Raw genomic sequence first — 13,283 nt, forward strand, 5'->3', positions numbered from 1 at the left:
CCTCAGCAACACATCTCTATATCATTATCTATGAAATAAATAAAAAACTCAAGCATAGTAGCAAAATATGCTATAAAGCCCAAAAAAGAGGTGTATATAAGGCTAATTCTTTCGAAGTGTGTAAAAACAGGAAGGAATATAGTATTATGCTATATGCTCTTCAACCCTGACATGCGTAAGCGATGGCACCAGAAGAGCGATTAATAAGGTAGCGGCGATACACGCTATCCCCCCACTAATCACGGAAAACTGTGGAGAGGTAGTACCCGCTACAACACCCGATTCAAACTGCCCTAGCATCGGACCACCAAGGACAAACATGGCATTCACTGAGCTGATACGACCACGGAACTCGTCAGGTGTAGTAAGCTGAACAATTAATCCGCGTAAAATCATACTCACCATGTCGGCGGCTCCCGCGCCTGCGAGGAGGAGCGTTGAGAGCCAGAGAGGTCCAGGAGCCAGGCCAAACCCAACAACACAGACCCCCCAGCCCAGGACAGCCAAAACAACCCCCAACCCCTGACGAGGTATGCGATTGATGAGACCCGTCAGTGGCGTCAATAGAACCGCGCCAATGGAGGTCGCAGCCACAAGCACACCTAGCCCCTGCGCTCCAACACGCAGAATATCATTGGCATATACTGGTAGCAGTGCCTTGGGAGAACCAAAGAAGGTTGCAAAGAAGTCGATGGAAAGCACAGCAAGAATAATAGGATGAGCTCGCAAAAAACGTATACCATCGACAAGCGCTTGTATGCCTGGTTGTGCATCCTTGCCAGATGCTCTACGCGGAACATGCATTAAACACAGCGTACCAAGGACAACAAAGTAAGTTACGACATCCAGCCAGTACGTTGTCACAATGCCCCACCAGCCGATAAGATATCCACCAAAAGAGGAGCCAATAACAAATGTCAATTGCATCATCACCGAGCTTAAAGAGACAGCACTAGCCATCTGGTCACGCGGCACCAGGGTAGGAATAATAGCCTGCTGGACAGGGAATTCAAAAGCGGAGACACAGGCGGAGGCAAAGATGACCGTATAAACGACATAGACATTGATGCGACCAGACATCGTACAGAGGGCAAGAATGGCCGACAAGATCGCCATTATGAGCTCGATTAAAAGTAGCATCTTACGCCGATCAAAACTATCAGCCAGGACACCACCTACCAGAGATAATAAGAGGCGAGGTATAGCTTGCAGTAAACCAATGATTCCAAGGGAGATGGCCGAATGCGTCAACTGATAGACCTGCCATGAGACAGCAACGATTTGCATCTGCGTGCCAGCAGCAGAGATCAACTGTCCCCAAAATAAAAGCGCATAGTTGCGGTTACGGAGAACACTCCAATGACCAGGGGACTTTACGGGAGGGGGAGCCAAATCGCGGGCCGTCGTAGTCACATCAACGACCAGCGGCACTGACTGCTCCGGGGTTCCTTCCTTTTTCATGTACCAATCCAAGCACGTAAGCGGTCAATCACTGATTCAGCATATAGTATATCACGTTCATTGGGGATTGAAGGCACGAAGAACAAAGCTTGGGGCAATAAAGAGTGTTGGAGAGTATTTTGTTTACGACCTTTATACGCCAAAAGTAGGTAGGACAATAACCTCTTGTCCTGGCTTGAGCACGGTTTGTAAGCCTCCCGCGCCTTGAATAACCTCGTTGTTCACAAAAATGGTTACATGCTGGCGAACATGACCCTCTTCTGTGCAGAGGCATTCCCAAATAGCTGGGTGCTGCACCCTTAGTTGTGCGAGTAGCTGCTCAACAGTGGAAGCAGACATGACTATCTGGCTCTTTCCCCCACTATAGGTACTCAATGTTGAAGGCAGGCGCAATGTGACTGTTTTCTGTTCTTCACCCATGTATGTCCTTAACCTCAATTATCGCTTGGTTGGCAGCAATCTTAAGCCCCGGCCTATGAATCGAGAATAGTGCAAGAGAGCTATTCTCACACAAAAACGACAGCTTCAGGCATACTTGATGAAGTATGCCTGATCCAACTCACGAAAAGACTTCCACAAGTATATGGGGTGAAGGCCATGAATGCAAGGGGTTGCACCATGCAAAGTAGCCAGATAGGTATTGTTCATTACGCAGGAGGACGAACAACCACATTATTAGGCGCGTGTTGCCGTAGCCACTCCAACACCTCTTGCACAGAGGCAAAAGAGATCGCACCCGCTCCGACAAGCTCAGTAAGAATTTGAGTGCCCTCGCCACCAGTATAATCGCGCGCCACCACTTCACTGCTGTTTTTTTTCCCATCCAGGCACACACTCACGCTTCCTTTTGGCGCATCTAACAGGAGAATGGTCAACCCCTTCCGCCGAGCAGCCAGGGCCTCTCGCAACAGAGGGACATTTCCTGGACCAATTGGCATAGGACAGAGTATCAGTATACCTGTGTGCCGAAATCGCTCGCGAACATGTTCAAGAGCGCCTGGAGAAATCGGCGCATACGGCTGCTCAGTAATGACATCATCAGCCAGGCGAAGCGCGAGCGTGTGATCACTATCGCCAATGTTGAGTGCACCTGCGCTAAAGGCATAGCGCTCGTCAGCCAGGGCTCGCATCAACACTTCACCTGATCCTCCCCCTGCCAGCACATGAATATGTGGATGCTGCTCCACTTCATGAGGTTCGGCTCTGGTATTTTCGGCTGGAGGAAGAATGCTAAGATGAACCGATCCGCGCATGATACCTACCTGCACATCAACGCCATAGACCTTTTTGAGCAAAGCAGAGTCTAATACCTCAGCCGGTCCGGCATCCGCGACAATCCCACGCTGGAAAAGAATCAGACGCGGGAAGTAACGCGCCGCCAGATTAAGGTCATGAATAGCGGCGATAACAGTCGTTGCGCGACGCTGGTTCAGATGGCGTACCAGTTCCAGAGTCTCAATCTGATATTTAATATCCAGGTGGGAAGTGGGCTCGTCAAGAAGGAGGATTGCTGGCTGTTGCGCAAGCGCCATCGCTATCATCACCCGTTGCCGCTCACCACCACTCAACTCATTAAAGACGCGTCCCGCCAGGGACGCCACCCCAGCCTCCTCCATCGCTTCCGCAACCATCACATCATCTTCCTTAGAGGGTGCACCCAGGAAGGAAGATTGAAAAGGCGCACGCCCCATACCCACCATATGTTCAACCGTAAATTGAAAGGGGGTGTGCAGGTCCTGGGGTACAACCGCGATACGCCTCGCGATCCCTCTTCGGCCCCAGGAACGCAGATCGCGCCCCTCCAGGAGAATTGTTCCCTGGCGCGGACGCAGCACACCGCTCAAGAGACGCAAGAGGGTCGTCTTACCAGAACCATTCGGCCCTAGAAGCGCCACCATTTCACCTGCTTGAACACGTAGAGAGACATCGAAGAGCAGAGTTTGCTCATTATACCCAAAAGTAATATGCTGACCTACCAACTGTTCTATAGGGACTGATGCTGCTACCATTGATACTCTCGCTTTCTACGCCGCAATAAGAAGAGAAAGAATGGAGCCCCCACCAGAGCGGTAAACACGCCAACGGGGAGGACCGTTGGCGCGATCAGAGTTCGCGCTAATAGGTCTGCCAGAACCAGAAAAATAGCTCCGCTTAATGCGGAGGCGGGAAGCAGAACGCGATGGCGTGGACCCAGGAGCAGGCGCATAATGTGTGGTGTCACCAGGCCCACAAAGCCAATTAGGCCGCTGATAGAAACCGCAGAGGCAGTGATGAGCGAGGCTAACATGACCAGAAGAAGTTTATAGCGCTCAACATGCAGCCCCAGGTAGGCCGCGCTCTCCTCACCAAGCGCGAAGATATCCAGAACCCGCGACAGGCGGAACGCAAGCAAGATTCCAGGCAGAATAAGCAGAGCAACCATGAATACTGGCAACCAGCCAGAAACAGCGATCCCCCAGAGAGCCAGTTAAATAGCGATTGGAGAGAAAAATCATTACGAGGGAAAAGCGTTAATAAGAGTGTTTGCAGCGCAACCATAACCGAATTGACAACCACTCCCGCCAAGAGCAGGGTCACAACTGGTGTGCGCCCTCCGGTATTCGCGATACCATAGACAAAAAAGACGGTAACAAGCGCACCAATAAAAGCCAGGAGAGCTGTCAGGGGAAACGCCATCCCATAAAGCGCCGCCACAGGCAAGACAAAGGAGATTGTCGCACCCAGGGCAGCGCCCGAAGAGGTGCCTATCAGAAAGGGGTCCGCCAGGGGATTACGTAGCAGACCTTGAAAGAGTGTGCCAGCGACCGCGAGCGCCGCCCCTACCAGGGCGGCTCCGATAACGCCCGGCATGCGAATTTGCCAGATGATGATCTCAATGGTCGCATCCCAATCGGGCATGAAATGAAAGACGCCAGTTCCATTGAGGAGCACACGCATAATGGTTATAATGGGAATTGAGGTTGAGCCAAGGCTTACAGCCAGTACAATCACAATGAGAAGCAGCACAACCAGCAATGTGTACATTCCACCAGGAGCAAGTCGACGGCGCGGACTCTGGGATGTCGGAGCTTGCTTCCTGCCAAGGGTAAGTATAGGTAATTTCATCGTATTCCTTTAGACGCGAAGGAACATCTCTCCTTTTCCAGATAAACAGGTATCCTGGCTTCTGGTTCTAACGCGACTCTACTAGCCTTCCCATCTTTATGACAGTGGCGAACCCCTGTTTCCCAGAGGAGAGAGCAACTCACCAGTTACAGTAGCGCGACTGCGCCGGATTCACACCGACTTCCCTGTAGCACACCAGACTCCTACGAGACAAGCTGTAGAGGCCATGCGCGATCCGGGGGGAGGATTGCAAAAGGTACAACGTTCATCCGAATACATAAGTATAGGCAAGTATTTTTGTGCATGTCAATGTGAGTTACATAGAAGTTATAAAACGCGATTCTCAAGACAGGCCAGTAGGTAATTAAGAGAAATGCCTACCAGAAGTACACCCGCTAACTGACCTTACGTACAGTTGACAAGAGACCTCAAGCAAACGATACTACATTACGAGAAGAGTAGCCGTCCTGACAGCGTAGAGCAGCGCACTAGCTCACACGGCAAGGAAGGAGGGTCGCCTCCATAGTGTTCAAAGAAGAGCCAGCAGGCGTTCCCAATGCAAAAGCACAAGACTTGTTCAGGAATGAGCGTACAGGGTCCTCCCGTTCGTTCTCTTTTCCTCCCACCTCTGGTGCAAAAGCACTGAACAATTATGACTAGAGGAATAAGGTTAATGGCACTAGAAAAAAGCTTTTTTAGACAGGTAATGGGCCGCTTCACTACTGGCGTTACGGTGGTTACGACGCGCCACAACGAGTTACTCGGCGGCCTGACAGTGAACGCGTTTTGCTCGGTTTCGCTCGATCCCCCCCTTGTTCTCGTCTGTGTCGATCTTCACAGCCAGACCTTGCCCTTGATCAGGGGTGGCAAGAACTTTGCAGTCAATATGCTAACAGAGCAGCAACAAGACCTCTCCAACTGCTTCTCAACAACGACGCCTGAACGCCTGAACTATTTTTCTCACGCCCCCTACCACACAGCCGCGACAGGCGCGCCCATTCTGGATCAAACGCTAGCCTTCATCGACGCGCGGGTAGTCGCAGAATATCCTGGTGGCGATCACGCGATCTTCCTGGGTCAGGTTGAAGCGATGGGAAATGGCACACGCACGATGTATGCCAATCCAGAAGGCAGCAATCACCACGTAACCTTTACCGAGGTTAGCCAAAACGGCACTAACGCCCACAATGAGCCAGAGCCTTTGCTCTATTATCTGGGACAATACCGCGAACTGGGAAGTATTCAGCCTAAACCTAGCCTGACTGGCATCGCACACGAAGATGGCGCTAAATAACAACCTTCCTTCCAGGCAGAGAGAACTCCAGGTTCTTCAGAGGCGTATACAAGCCTGCCGCCAATGTCAGGAGCAGGGCTATATTCCATGCGCGCAACCCATTGTTAACGGGCGGGCATACGACCATATTTTTATCATTGGGCAGGCTCCAGGGCACCGCTCTGTTGCGAATAACATGCCTTGGAGCGGACCGGCTGGACACCTGTTACAGCGCTGGTTAGAGAGTGCGGGATTCCCCTCTGGCTTTCTTTACGAGCATGCCTACTTGAGCTCATTAACCCATTGTGATCCCGGCAAAAGTCCACGCGGAAATGGGGATCGTAAGCCCTCTCCCCAGGAGGTCGCGCTGTGCCGCCCCTTCCTGAACGAGGAATTACTACTGGTTCAGCCTCGTGTCGTACTCCTGGTCGGGACTATGGCGATTGAAGCCTTCTTCGCCAGGCGTAAGTTAGAAGATTTGATTGGCACCTATGAAGAGCGAGATGGCAGGCTCTGGTTACCGCTCCCCCATCCTTCGGGTGTGAGCCGCTGGCTCAATGACACTCAGCATCAACAGCTACTCCACATAGCTCTTCAACATCTTGCTGAGTGGCGCATTCAGTATGGCCTTTAGGAACTGTATGCCTTCTCTTTTCCACTTTGCTGCTTGCTATGAAAATAAATCTATAGGCTGATCCTCGCGTGCAAGCGAAAAGAGCAGGGGACACATGCGAAAGCGCTTTCGCATGTGTCCCCTGCTCTTTTAAACATCACCCGATCTTACGCCTCACGGGCGGCATCGCGCAGTTCACGCATATGATAGTCGTGAACACCCTTCTTAAGGGTGCCAAGGGCCAGGGTCGCGCAAGTTGGACGCGTCATCACCAACTCCCGCCCAAGCTGATCCATCAGGTCTTCAAAGCTAAGAGCCTCGATCTCCTCAGCGGTCAGCCCCTCCACAATTTCGGTTACGTAGGAGGCAGCCGCGCGACTGATAGTGCATCCTTCGCCCTCCCAACCAATCGCCTCTAGCTTGCCATCCTTGCCGAAACGCGCATGCATTGTAATAACATCAGCGCAACCGGGGTTTCCACCGCTCAGGCTGACATCGGGATTTTCAAGCGCATGGTTATGGCGCGGGTTTTCATAATGGTCTATAAGAAATTCGATAGCCTCTTGACGATCCATAACAGCTTCATTCCTCCTCGGCAAAGCTTGCGGGTCTATGGTCCGCGCCTTCACTCAATAGTCATTAAAAAGCAGAGAGAAGCGAGCTTGCGCCTCGCTGCCATCAGGCATGCTATAAGCCGCTTGCTATCGCTTCTCCCTGCGCATTCTTCATCAGCGTGACTAGCCTATGCCACAATACAATTTATTTCTCGATAGGAGAGCGTACCAGATTGCCCCACTCCGTCCAGGAGCCATCATAGTTGCGTACACGTGGATAGCCAAGCAATTTCGTCAAAACGAACCAGGTATGTGCCGAACGCTCGCCAATGCGGCAATAGGTCACCACCTCTTTATCAGGAGTTATATCCTTGTCACCATAGAGCTGACGCAATTCTTCCGCCGACTTGAACGTGCCATCGGTATTAGCCGCTGTCCCCCAGGGAATACTTTTCGCCCCAGGGATGTGTCCACCGCGCTGCGCGCCCTCTTGCGGATAGTTCACCATGTGAAGCAACTCACCAGTAAACTCCTGGGGGGAACGCACATCAATCAGGCGGCGACCAGGGTTCTTCAGACCAGCCAGCACATCTTCACGATATGCACGCAGCGACTCATCGGCTGGCTGTGCATGGTACGTCGTCGGTGTGATCTGTGGAACAACCTTGGTCAGAGGGCGCTTCTCAGCCTCCCACTTGGTACGACCACCGTTCATGATGCGCATCTTTGCATGACCATACATCGAAAAGAGCCAGAATGAATAGCAGGCATACCAGTTATTCTTATCGCCATAAAACACAATTGTTGTATCATTGCTGATACCCCATCGGCTGAGCAAAGCTTCAAATTCCTGCTGATTCACGAAGTCGCGCGCCAGTTTGTCCTGTACATCTACATGCCAATCGAGTTTAACAGAGCCGGGAATATGCCCAATTTCATACAGCAGCACATCCTCATCGGCCTCAATCAGGCGAATCGAAGGATCATCGAGATGTTCGGCAACCCAATCTGTCTCCACAAGCAGCTCTGGATGAGCATAACCAGAAGCCGCGTTCACACTCGAAGGAGTCTGTTCTAATCCAGCCATATAACACCCTTCCTCAAAATACGTATTCAATCAAGCTAATAGCAATATCTGCCATAGCTAAGCATTCGGCATTCAGTATCTATGTGAGACCACATATTAGATACAACAAAGTTCGGACTGTTTATATTCTACTAGATCACTCGGAATTAGACAACCTCTATCGCCGCCCTTGCAGGATTTGCTCAAGGCGTTGGGCTAGAGCCGTATTGCGGAGAGCTACGCGATCATTGCGAACCGCCATTTCCAGCGCCTGCGGCTGCCCAACCAGCACACAGAATCGCTTGGCACGCGTGATCGCAGTATAGAGAAGATTGCGCTGTAAAAGAGCTCGATGCTCGCGATACAGAGGCACAATAACGACGGGATACTCACTCCCCTGGCTCTTATGAACAGTGACAGCATAAGCCAGGACTAGCTCATCGAGTTCGTGAAACTCGTAGCTCACAAAGAGCGGGCCCGCCTCCTCCACAAATTCAACCTTGAGCGTTGAATTCTCTTTGTTGATTGAGCGTATCCACCCCACATCACCGTTGAAGACACCTTTATCATAATCATTATGCGTCTGCATCACCTTATCGCCAACACGAAAGATACGGTCCCCCCATTCCACCTGTGCGAAAGATGAGGGGTTCAAGCTCTCCTGAAGTCTCATATTCAGCATCGTGACGCCAATCTCGCCCTTATACATTGGCGCGAGTACCTGAATATCTGTCAGGGCATCGAAATGATAGCGCGCAGGAAGACGCCGTTTGACCAGATCTAAGATGAGTTGCTGTCCGCGTAGGGGGTCTTCTTCATGCATGAAGAAGAAATCACTCTGACGCTCCACCTTTAGGGAAGGCATAACACCGTTGTTGATCTGATGGGCGTTTACGATAATATGACTCTGCTGCGCCTGACGAAAGAGTTCCGTAAGGCGCACAATAGGTAGCTCGGAGTTCTTGAGCAGGTCTCGCAAGACATTGCCCGGCCCTACTGAGGGTAATTGGTCCGCGTCACCAACGAGGAGTAAGTGTGCATCGCGAGGAAGCGCTTTAAGCAGGTTATAAAACAGCAGTATGTCAACCATTGAGAACTCATCAACGATCACAAACTGATAGGGCAGTGGATTATCCTCATTGCGTTGATAGCTATTGTCGTGGGGAGTATATTCGAGCAGGCGATGAAGCGTGCGTGCCTCCAGGGCTGTCCCCTGCGTACCTGCCGCCTCGCTCAGGCGCTTTGCAGCACGCCCGGTGGGAGCCGCGAGGGCTACACGTACCTTGCGGTTACGTAGAAGCATCAAGAGGGCACGAATTGAGGTTGACTTTCCGGTTCCAGGCCCACCCGTGAGGATCGAGACCTTCTGTGTATAAGCTTGCTGAACAGCGGTTCGCTGCATCTCAGTCAGCAACATATTGCGCCTCTGCTGTAGCAACTGAAAAACATTCTCCCAGAGTTGATGCGAGACTAGCGGCAGGCAAGAAGGGGCACGTAATTGGAGTCGCAACAGGCGCGTCGAACCACTCTCCGCGTACCAGAAGGGTGCATAGTAGATATGCCTCTCCTCAGAATGTGAGCCTTCCTGGGGATGCTCTGACTCTGTATTGGAGTTCCCCTGTAAAGGTTGTTCTATAAAGAGATCCTTATCATTGGCAACCGCTTCCAGGGCACCGCTTAGCGTTTCAGAAGGGACATGAAGTGCCTCAACGGCACGCGTAAGCAAATCTCGCTCGGGAAGATAGCAATGCCCATCATCATTGGCGGCCTGCGCCAGGACGTACTTAATGCCACTAGCGAGCCTTGGAATACTATCAAAGGGTAAGCCCAGTTTGAGCGCGATCTCATCGGCGGTCCGAAAGCCAACACCGGAAACATCTGCTGCGATCTGGTAGGGATTCTCACGAATGACGTTGATGGAGTCACGCCCATACTGCTTGTAGACGCGGGTTGCCATATTGAGCGAAACCTCATGCGATTGCAGGAAGAGGTGAAGCTCTTTGATTTCACTCTGCTCCAACCAGGTGTGAACAATCTGGTTGCGATCACGCACACTTAGTCCCTTGACCTCGCTTAAGCGCTCCGGCTGTTGCTCTAAAATCGCGAGTGTCTGTTCGCCAAATTGGTCTACAATCAGACTGGCTTTCTTTGGTCCGATGCCTTTGATGAGTCCGGAGCTCAAATAGCGCATAATGCCCTCGGGTGAGGATGGGAGACGCTGGGTAAAGTTGGTAATATGCAACTGGCGCCCATAGCGGGGATCGTGTTCCCATTCGCCCTCAACGGAGAGGAGTTCACCCGTATGTACGCCAGGCAGAACCCCCACGATGGTCGTGAGATCATCGCGAAAGAGCTTTCCACTACCGCTGAGGCGAAAGCGAGCGACAGTATAATGATTATCTTCGTTGCGAAAAACGATATTCTCTACAGAGCCTTCAAGTGTTATCATCACACACCTATTCCGCGTTGACCACCAGATTCCGGCACACGACGCTTGGAAGAGGCAGTCCCAAGTACATCACACTCTATCTATAACCCGTATAGTAGCACAGCGAGACACAATTCTAAACAGGTGCCATTTGTGAACAGTCCTGGAATCAGGATTAACCATACTTGAAAGCAAACGCGGAAAGGTATTCCGACTTGGTTTCTATCCAATCGATCAGGTTCTTGTTACAAGCAACCCATTGGGCTATAATGAATATCATGTCTTTTCTACGCTCATTTTCTGGACATCAGCAAGCGGGCAGGTATATGAACGGGAAACCCAGTGGGAAAATAACCTATCGTCAGCAATATACACGTTGTGGGAAAGAACGCTGCCGTAAATGTCGTGATGGTGTTGGTCATGGCCCCTACTGGTATGCCTATTGGAGCGAAAAGGGACGTACCGTCAGCCGTTATATCGGCGTCACACTTCCACCAGATATCGCATCGGAACTCACTCAGCAAGAGTCATCGGTATTAGAGCCGCATACCCCCATTCCATCCACAGAAACCCAACATTCCAAGACTCAATTACGCGTCTACTTGCTAGGGCAATATCGCCTGGAACGCAAACACGGCGACACCTGGGAAATGATTGAGAATCGCACCTGGCATCGCAGGCGGGCTCGCTCTTTGCTCGGTTGCCTATTGAGCAGTCCTGGACGCCGCCTGGGGCGCGAGCAGCTTCGAGATCTCCTCTGGCCCGATCTGGACGTCGATATCGCAGCGAACCGACTCAATGGCGCAGTCCATGAGCTGCGCCAGATTCTTGAACCAGATCTACCCCGACCAGCCGCCTCGCGTTTGCTACGTCTCGAACGCGACGTACTTGAGATTGCTGATAGCTCACAGATATGGGTTGACGCCGAAGCCTTTGAGCAACTGGTAAAAATGGCGAATACGACCACAGATCCCACAGAAGCACTACAACTTCTGGAAAGGGCCTCACACTTATACGAGGGAAATTATCTGCTTGAAGAGCTGTATTCAGAATGGGCAGCTCCCAGACGAGATGCTTTACAACGTACCTGGACAGGCATGCTGCTCCAACTCGCACAGCTCTATGTCGAGCGTGGAGAACACATCAATGCTATCGAGACGTTGGATCGTATCCGCACCGCGGAACCAACCAATGAAACAGCGCTCCAACGCTTGATGCTGCTCCTCACACATCTTGATCGTCGAGGAGAGGCGCTCCAGGTCTATAACGCTCATGTCACACTTCTAGAGAGAGAATACGAAGGGGAGCCGCTTCCCGAGACAACCGAACTCTACGACGCCCTACGCCAGGGGCATATTCCCGCGCTCCCTGCCATCAAGACAGGCCAGCCAGCTCTCGCCAATGCCTTCTCAGCGCCACAGCTCTCGCCACGCTTACCTCTTATTGAGCAGCGTGAGGAGGTGGGCTCGCCACAACCAACACTTCACGAAGCAGTCGCAACATCTATTCTGCACTTCACACGACCATCATTCCATCTGAGTCGACATAGCCGAAGCCCTCTCATCGGACGAAGTAATGAGCTTAACTTGATGCGTAGAGTGATGAATGCAGTATCAGCAAGTGAAGGTGCCCACCCATCTTTTGAGGGCAAGATACAGGAATCTCTCACCTATCTCCCCCTTGGGGGCGTACCACCCATGCCTTGATATTGCAAGGAGAGGCAGGCATTGGCAAGACACGTCTGGCGGAAGAACTGAGCCTGGAGGCATACACAAGAGGATGGGCAGTAGCATGGAACCGCTCATTCGAACAGGAGATCACTATTCCTTATCGCCCCTGGTCCGAATTGATCCGCACTCTCCTACAAAGCGTTCATGAATTGACGCCAATCTATACAGAGAAGCCTTCGTATGGCACTAATGATTCAGAGCCCGAGAGGCCCATCAAGCTCTCATTCCGCCTGGACCAACTAGGAGTCTTACTACCAGAATTAGTGCAACTCGCGTCAGGAAATTCACAGGCCCCCTCCGCGATCTCTCTGGAACAGGAGCGCCTCCATTTGTGGGAGGCAACCCTCAACCTCCTCGATGCACTCAGCCAGGTTACGCCTCTGCTACTCGTTTTTGACGATCTCCATTGGGCAGATGAGAGCAGTCTGGACCTGCTCACGTACTTGATCCATCATTTTCGCCAGCAACGTATTCTGGTGGTCGCGACCTGTCGCGACGGTGAGCTACCTCCGCACCACAAGATACGCACGATGAGCGCTGATCTGCGACGCGAGCAAGCTCTGCTCACAATTCCCATCGCGCCCCTCTCGTTGGACCAGATTGGCTCACTCGTCGCCCATCTTCCCCAGGATATGGTACAGAATATCCAGGAGCAAGCAGCTGGAAACCCTTTTTTCGCCGAAGAACTGGCACGCTTTATGGCGGTTCCCGAAGCCAGAGGCACGCATCTCAGGCGCTATGATACGCATGCGGAGAATCCATATGCTCGCCAGCGCTCACCCAGAACAGAGACGGTACATCCCGCACTTCCCGAGGCCATCTCAGCTGTTCTTGAGCGGCGCTTACACCGCATGAGCACATCCTGCCGCGCCCTTCTAAACAAAGCCGCCGTTTTAGGAGGCTCCTTCGAACTGAGTCAATTGCTCCCCATGGTGAACGAGCAGAACGAAGATACCATTCTTGACTTGCTCGATGAGGCCCTGGAAGCCGGACTCCTGACAGAAGAGGGGACAGGAGCACATATCACCTATCACTTCTGGCATCCGCTCATTG

At 51.9% G+C, this 13,283-nt stretch carries 10 protein-coding genes, 1 pseudogene and 1 riboswitch; of the genes and pseudogenes, 4 read left to right on the plus strand and 7 right to left on the minus strand.

All coding sequences use genetic code 11. From position 1 onward, the window contains the following. Positions 1–144 precede the first annotated feature (144 nt). The 4 genes and pseudogenes from K3T82_RS41270 to K3T82_RS41290 all read right to left on the minus strand — a co-directional run bounded on the left by K3T82_RS41270 (position 145) and on the right by K3T82_RS41290 (position 4,566). The gene (locus K3T82_RS41270) at positions 145–1,461 is read right to left on the minus strand and encodes an MFS transporter (RefSeq protein ID WP_220199317.1); all 1,317 of its coding nucleotides are present in this window, start codon (positions 1,459–1,461) and stop codon (positions 145–147) included. A gap of 132 nt (positions 1,462–1,593) precedes the next feature. Then, complete coding sequence (locus tag K3T82_RS41275; protein WP_220199318.1) at positions 1,594–1,881, minus strand: MoaD/ThiS family protein; 288 nt, start codon at positions 1,879–1,881, stop codon at positions 1,594–1,596. 227 nt (positions 1,882–2,108) lie between these two features. Then, a complete protein-coding gene (locus tag K3T82_RS41280; RefSeq protein ID WP_220199319.1) occupies positions 2,109–3,470 on the minus strand; it encodes an ABC transporter ATP-binding protein in 1,362 nt (453 codons plus the stop codon). Further along, positions 3,464–4,566 (minus strand): annotated as a pseudogene (locus tag K3T82_RS41290) (FecCD family ABC transporter permease). Before K3T82_RS41290 ends, K3T82_RS41280 begins: the two are co-directional and overlap by 7 nt. Before the next feature lie 47 nt (positions 4,567–4,613). Continuing rightward, positions 4,614–4,753, minus strand: a riboswitch (cobalamin riboswitch). Positions 4,754–5,239: 486 nt separating this feature from the next. Here K3T82_RS41290 and K3T82_RS41295 point away from each other — a divergent pair. Both K3T82_RS41295 and K3T82_RS41300 read left to right on the plus strand, forming a co-directional pair. Continuing rightward, positions 5,240–5,860, plus strand: a complete 621-nt coding sequence (locus tag K3T82_RS41295; protein WP_220199321.1) for a flavin reductase family protein — start codon at positions 5,240–5,242, stop codon at positions 5,858–5,860. Continuing rightward, positions 5,847–6,473 carry a uracil-DNA glycosylase family protein gene (locus tag K3T82_RS41300; protein ID WP_220199322.1) on the plus strand — a complete coding sequence of 209 codons (627 nt, stop codon included), beginning with the start codon at positions 5,847–5,849 and terminating at the stop codon, positions 6,471–6,473. The genes K3T82_RS41295 and K3T82_RS41300 overlap by 14 nt, the downstream gene beginning before the upstream one ends. A gap of 146 nt (positions 6,474–6,619) precedes the next feature. Here the strand turns inward: K3T82_RS41300 and K3T82_RS41305 are convergent, their stop codons facing one another. The 3 genes from K3T82_RS41305 to recD2 form a co-directional block, all read right to left on the minus strand. Beyond that, positions 6,620–7,027, minus strand: coding sequence for an iron-sulfur cluster assembly scaffold protein (locus tag K3T82_RS41305; protein WP_220199323.1), 408 nt, complete (start codon positions 7,025–7,027; stop codon positions 6,620–6,622). Positions 7,028–7,211: 184 nt separating this feature from the next. After that, positions 7,212–8,093: a sulfurtransferase gene (locus tag K3T82_RS41310; RefSeq protein ID WP_220199324.1), complete on the minus strand. Its 882-nt coding sequence runs from the start codon at positions 8,091–8,093 to the stop codon at positions 7,212–7,214. A gap of 157 nt (positions 8,094–8,250) precedes the next feature. Continuing rightward, positions 8,251–10,521 carry an SF1B family DNA helicase RecD2 gene (recD2, locus tag K3T82_RS41315; RefSeq protein WP_220199325.1) on the minus strand — a complete coding sequence of 757 codons (2,271 nt, stop codon included), beginning with the start codon at positions 10,519–10,521 and terminating at the stop codon, positions 8,251–8,253. A gap of 305 nt (positions 10,522–10,826) precedes the next feature. Here recD2 and K3T82_RS41320 point away from each other — a divergent pair, with 305 nt between their 5' ends. Further along, complete coding sequence (locus K3T82_RS41320; protein WP_220199326.1) at positions 10,827–12,206, plus strand: AfsR/SARP family transcriptional regulator; 1,380 nt, start codon at positions 10,827–10,829, stop codon at positions 12,204–12,206. Beyond that, on the plus strand, positions 12,203–13,283 hold a 1,081-nt coding region (locus K3T82_RS41325), incomplete at its 3' end, for an ATP-binding protein (RefSeq protein ID WP_220199327.1). The genes K3T82_RS41320 and K3T82_RS41325, both read left to right, overlap by 4 nt.

The sequence above is a fragment of the Ktedonospora formicarum genome (assembly GCF_016587355.1).
Lineage (GTDB): Bacteria > Chloroflexota > Ktedonobacteria > Ktedonobacterales > Ktedonobacteraceae > Ktedonobacter > Ktedonobacter formicarum.

Coding starts and splice junctions, on each gene's coding strand:
- K3T82_RS41270 (WP_220199317.1), bottom strand. CDS start 1,461: ATGAAAAAGGAAGGAACCCCGGAGCAGTCAGTGCCGCTGGTCGTTGAT.
- K3T82_RS41275 (WP_220199318.1), bottom strand. CDS start 1,881: ATGGGTGAAGAACAGAAAACAGTCACATTGCGCCTGCCTTCAACATTG.
- K3T82_RS41280 (WP_220199319.1), bottom strand. CDS start 3,470: ATGGTAGCAGCATCAGTCCCTATAGAACAGTTGGTAGGTCAGCATATT.
- K3T82_RS41295 (WP_220199321.1), top strand. CDS start 5,240: ATGGCACTAGAAAAAAGCTTTTTTAGACAGGTAATGGGCCGCTTCACT.
- K3T82_RS41300 (WP_220199322.1), top strand. CDS start 5,847: ATGGCGCTAAATAACAACCTTCCTTCCAGGCAGAGAGAACTCCAGGTT.
- K3T82_RS41305 (WP_220199323.1), bottom strand. CDS start 7,027: ATGGATCGTCAAGAGGCTATCGAATTTCTTATAGACCATTATGAAAAC.
- K3T82_RS41310 (WP_220199324.1), bottom strand. CDS start 8,093: ATGGCTGGATTAGAACAGACTCCTTCGAGTGTGAACGCGGCTTCTGGT.
- recD2 (WP_220199325.1), bottom strand. CDS start 10,521: ATGATAACACTTGAAGGCTCTGTAGAGAATATCGTTTTTCGCAACGAA.
- K3T82_RS41320 (WP_220199326.1), top strand. CDS start 10,827: ATGAACGGGAAACCCAGTGGGAAAATAACCTATCGTCAGCAATATACA.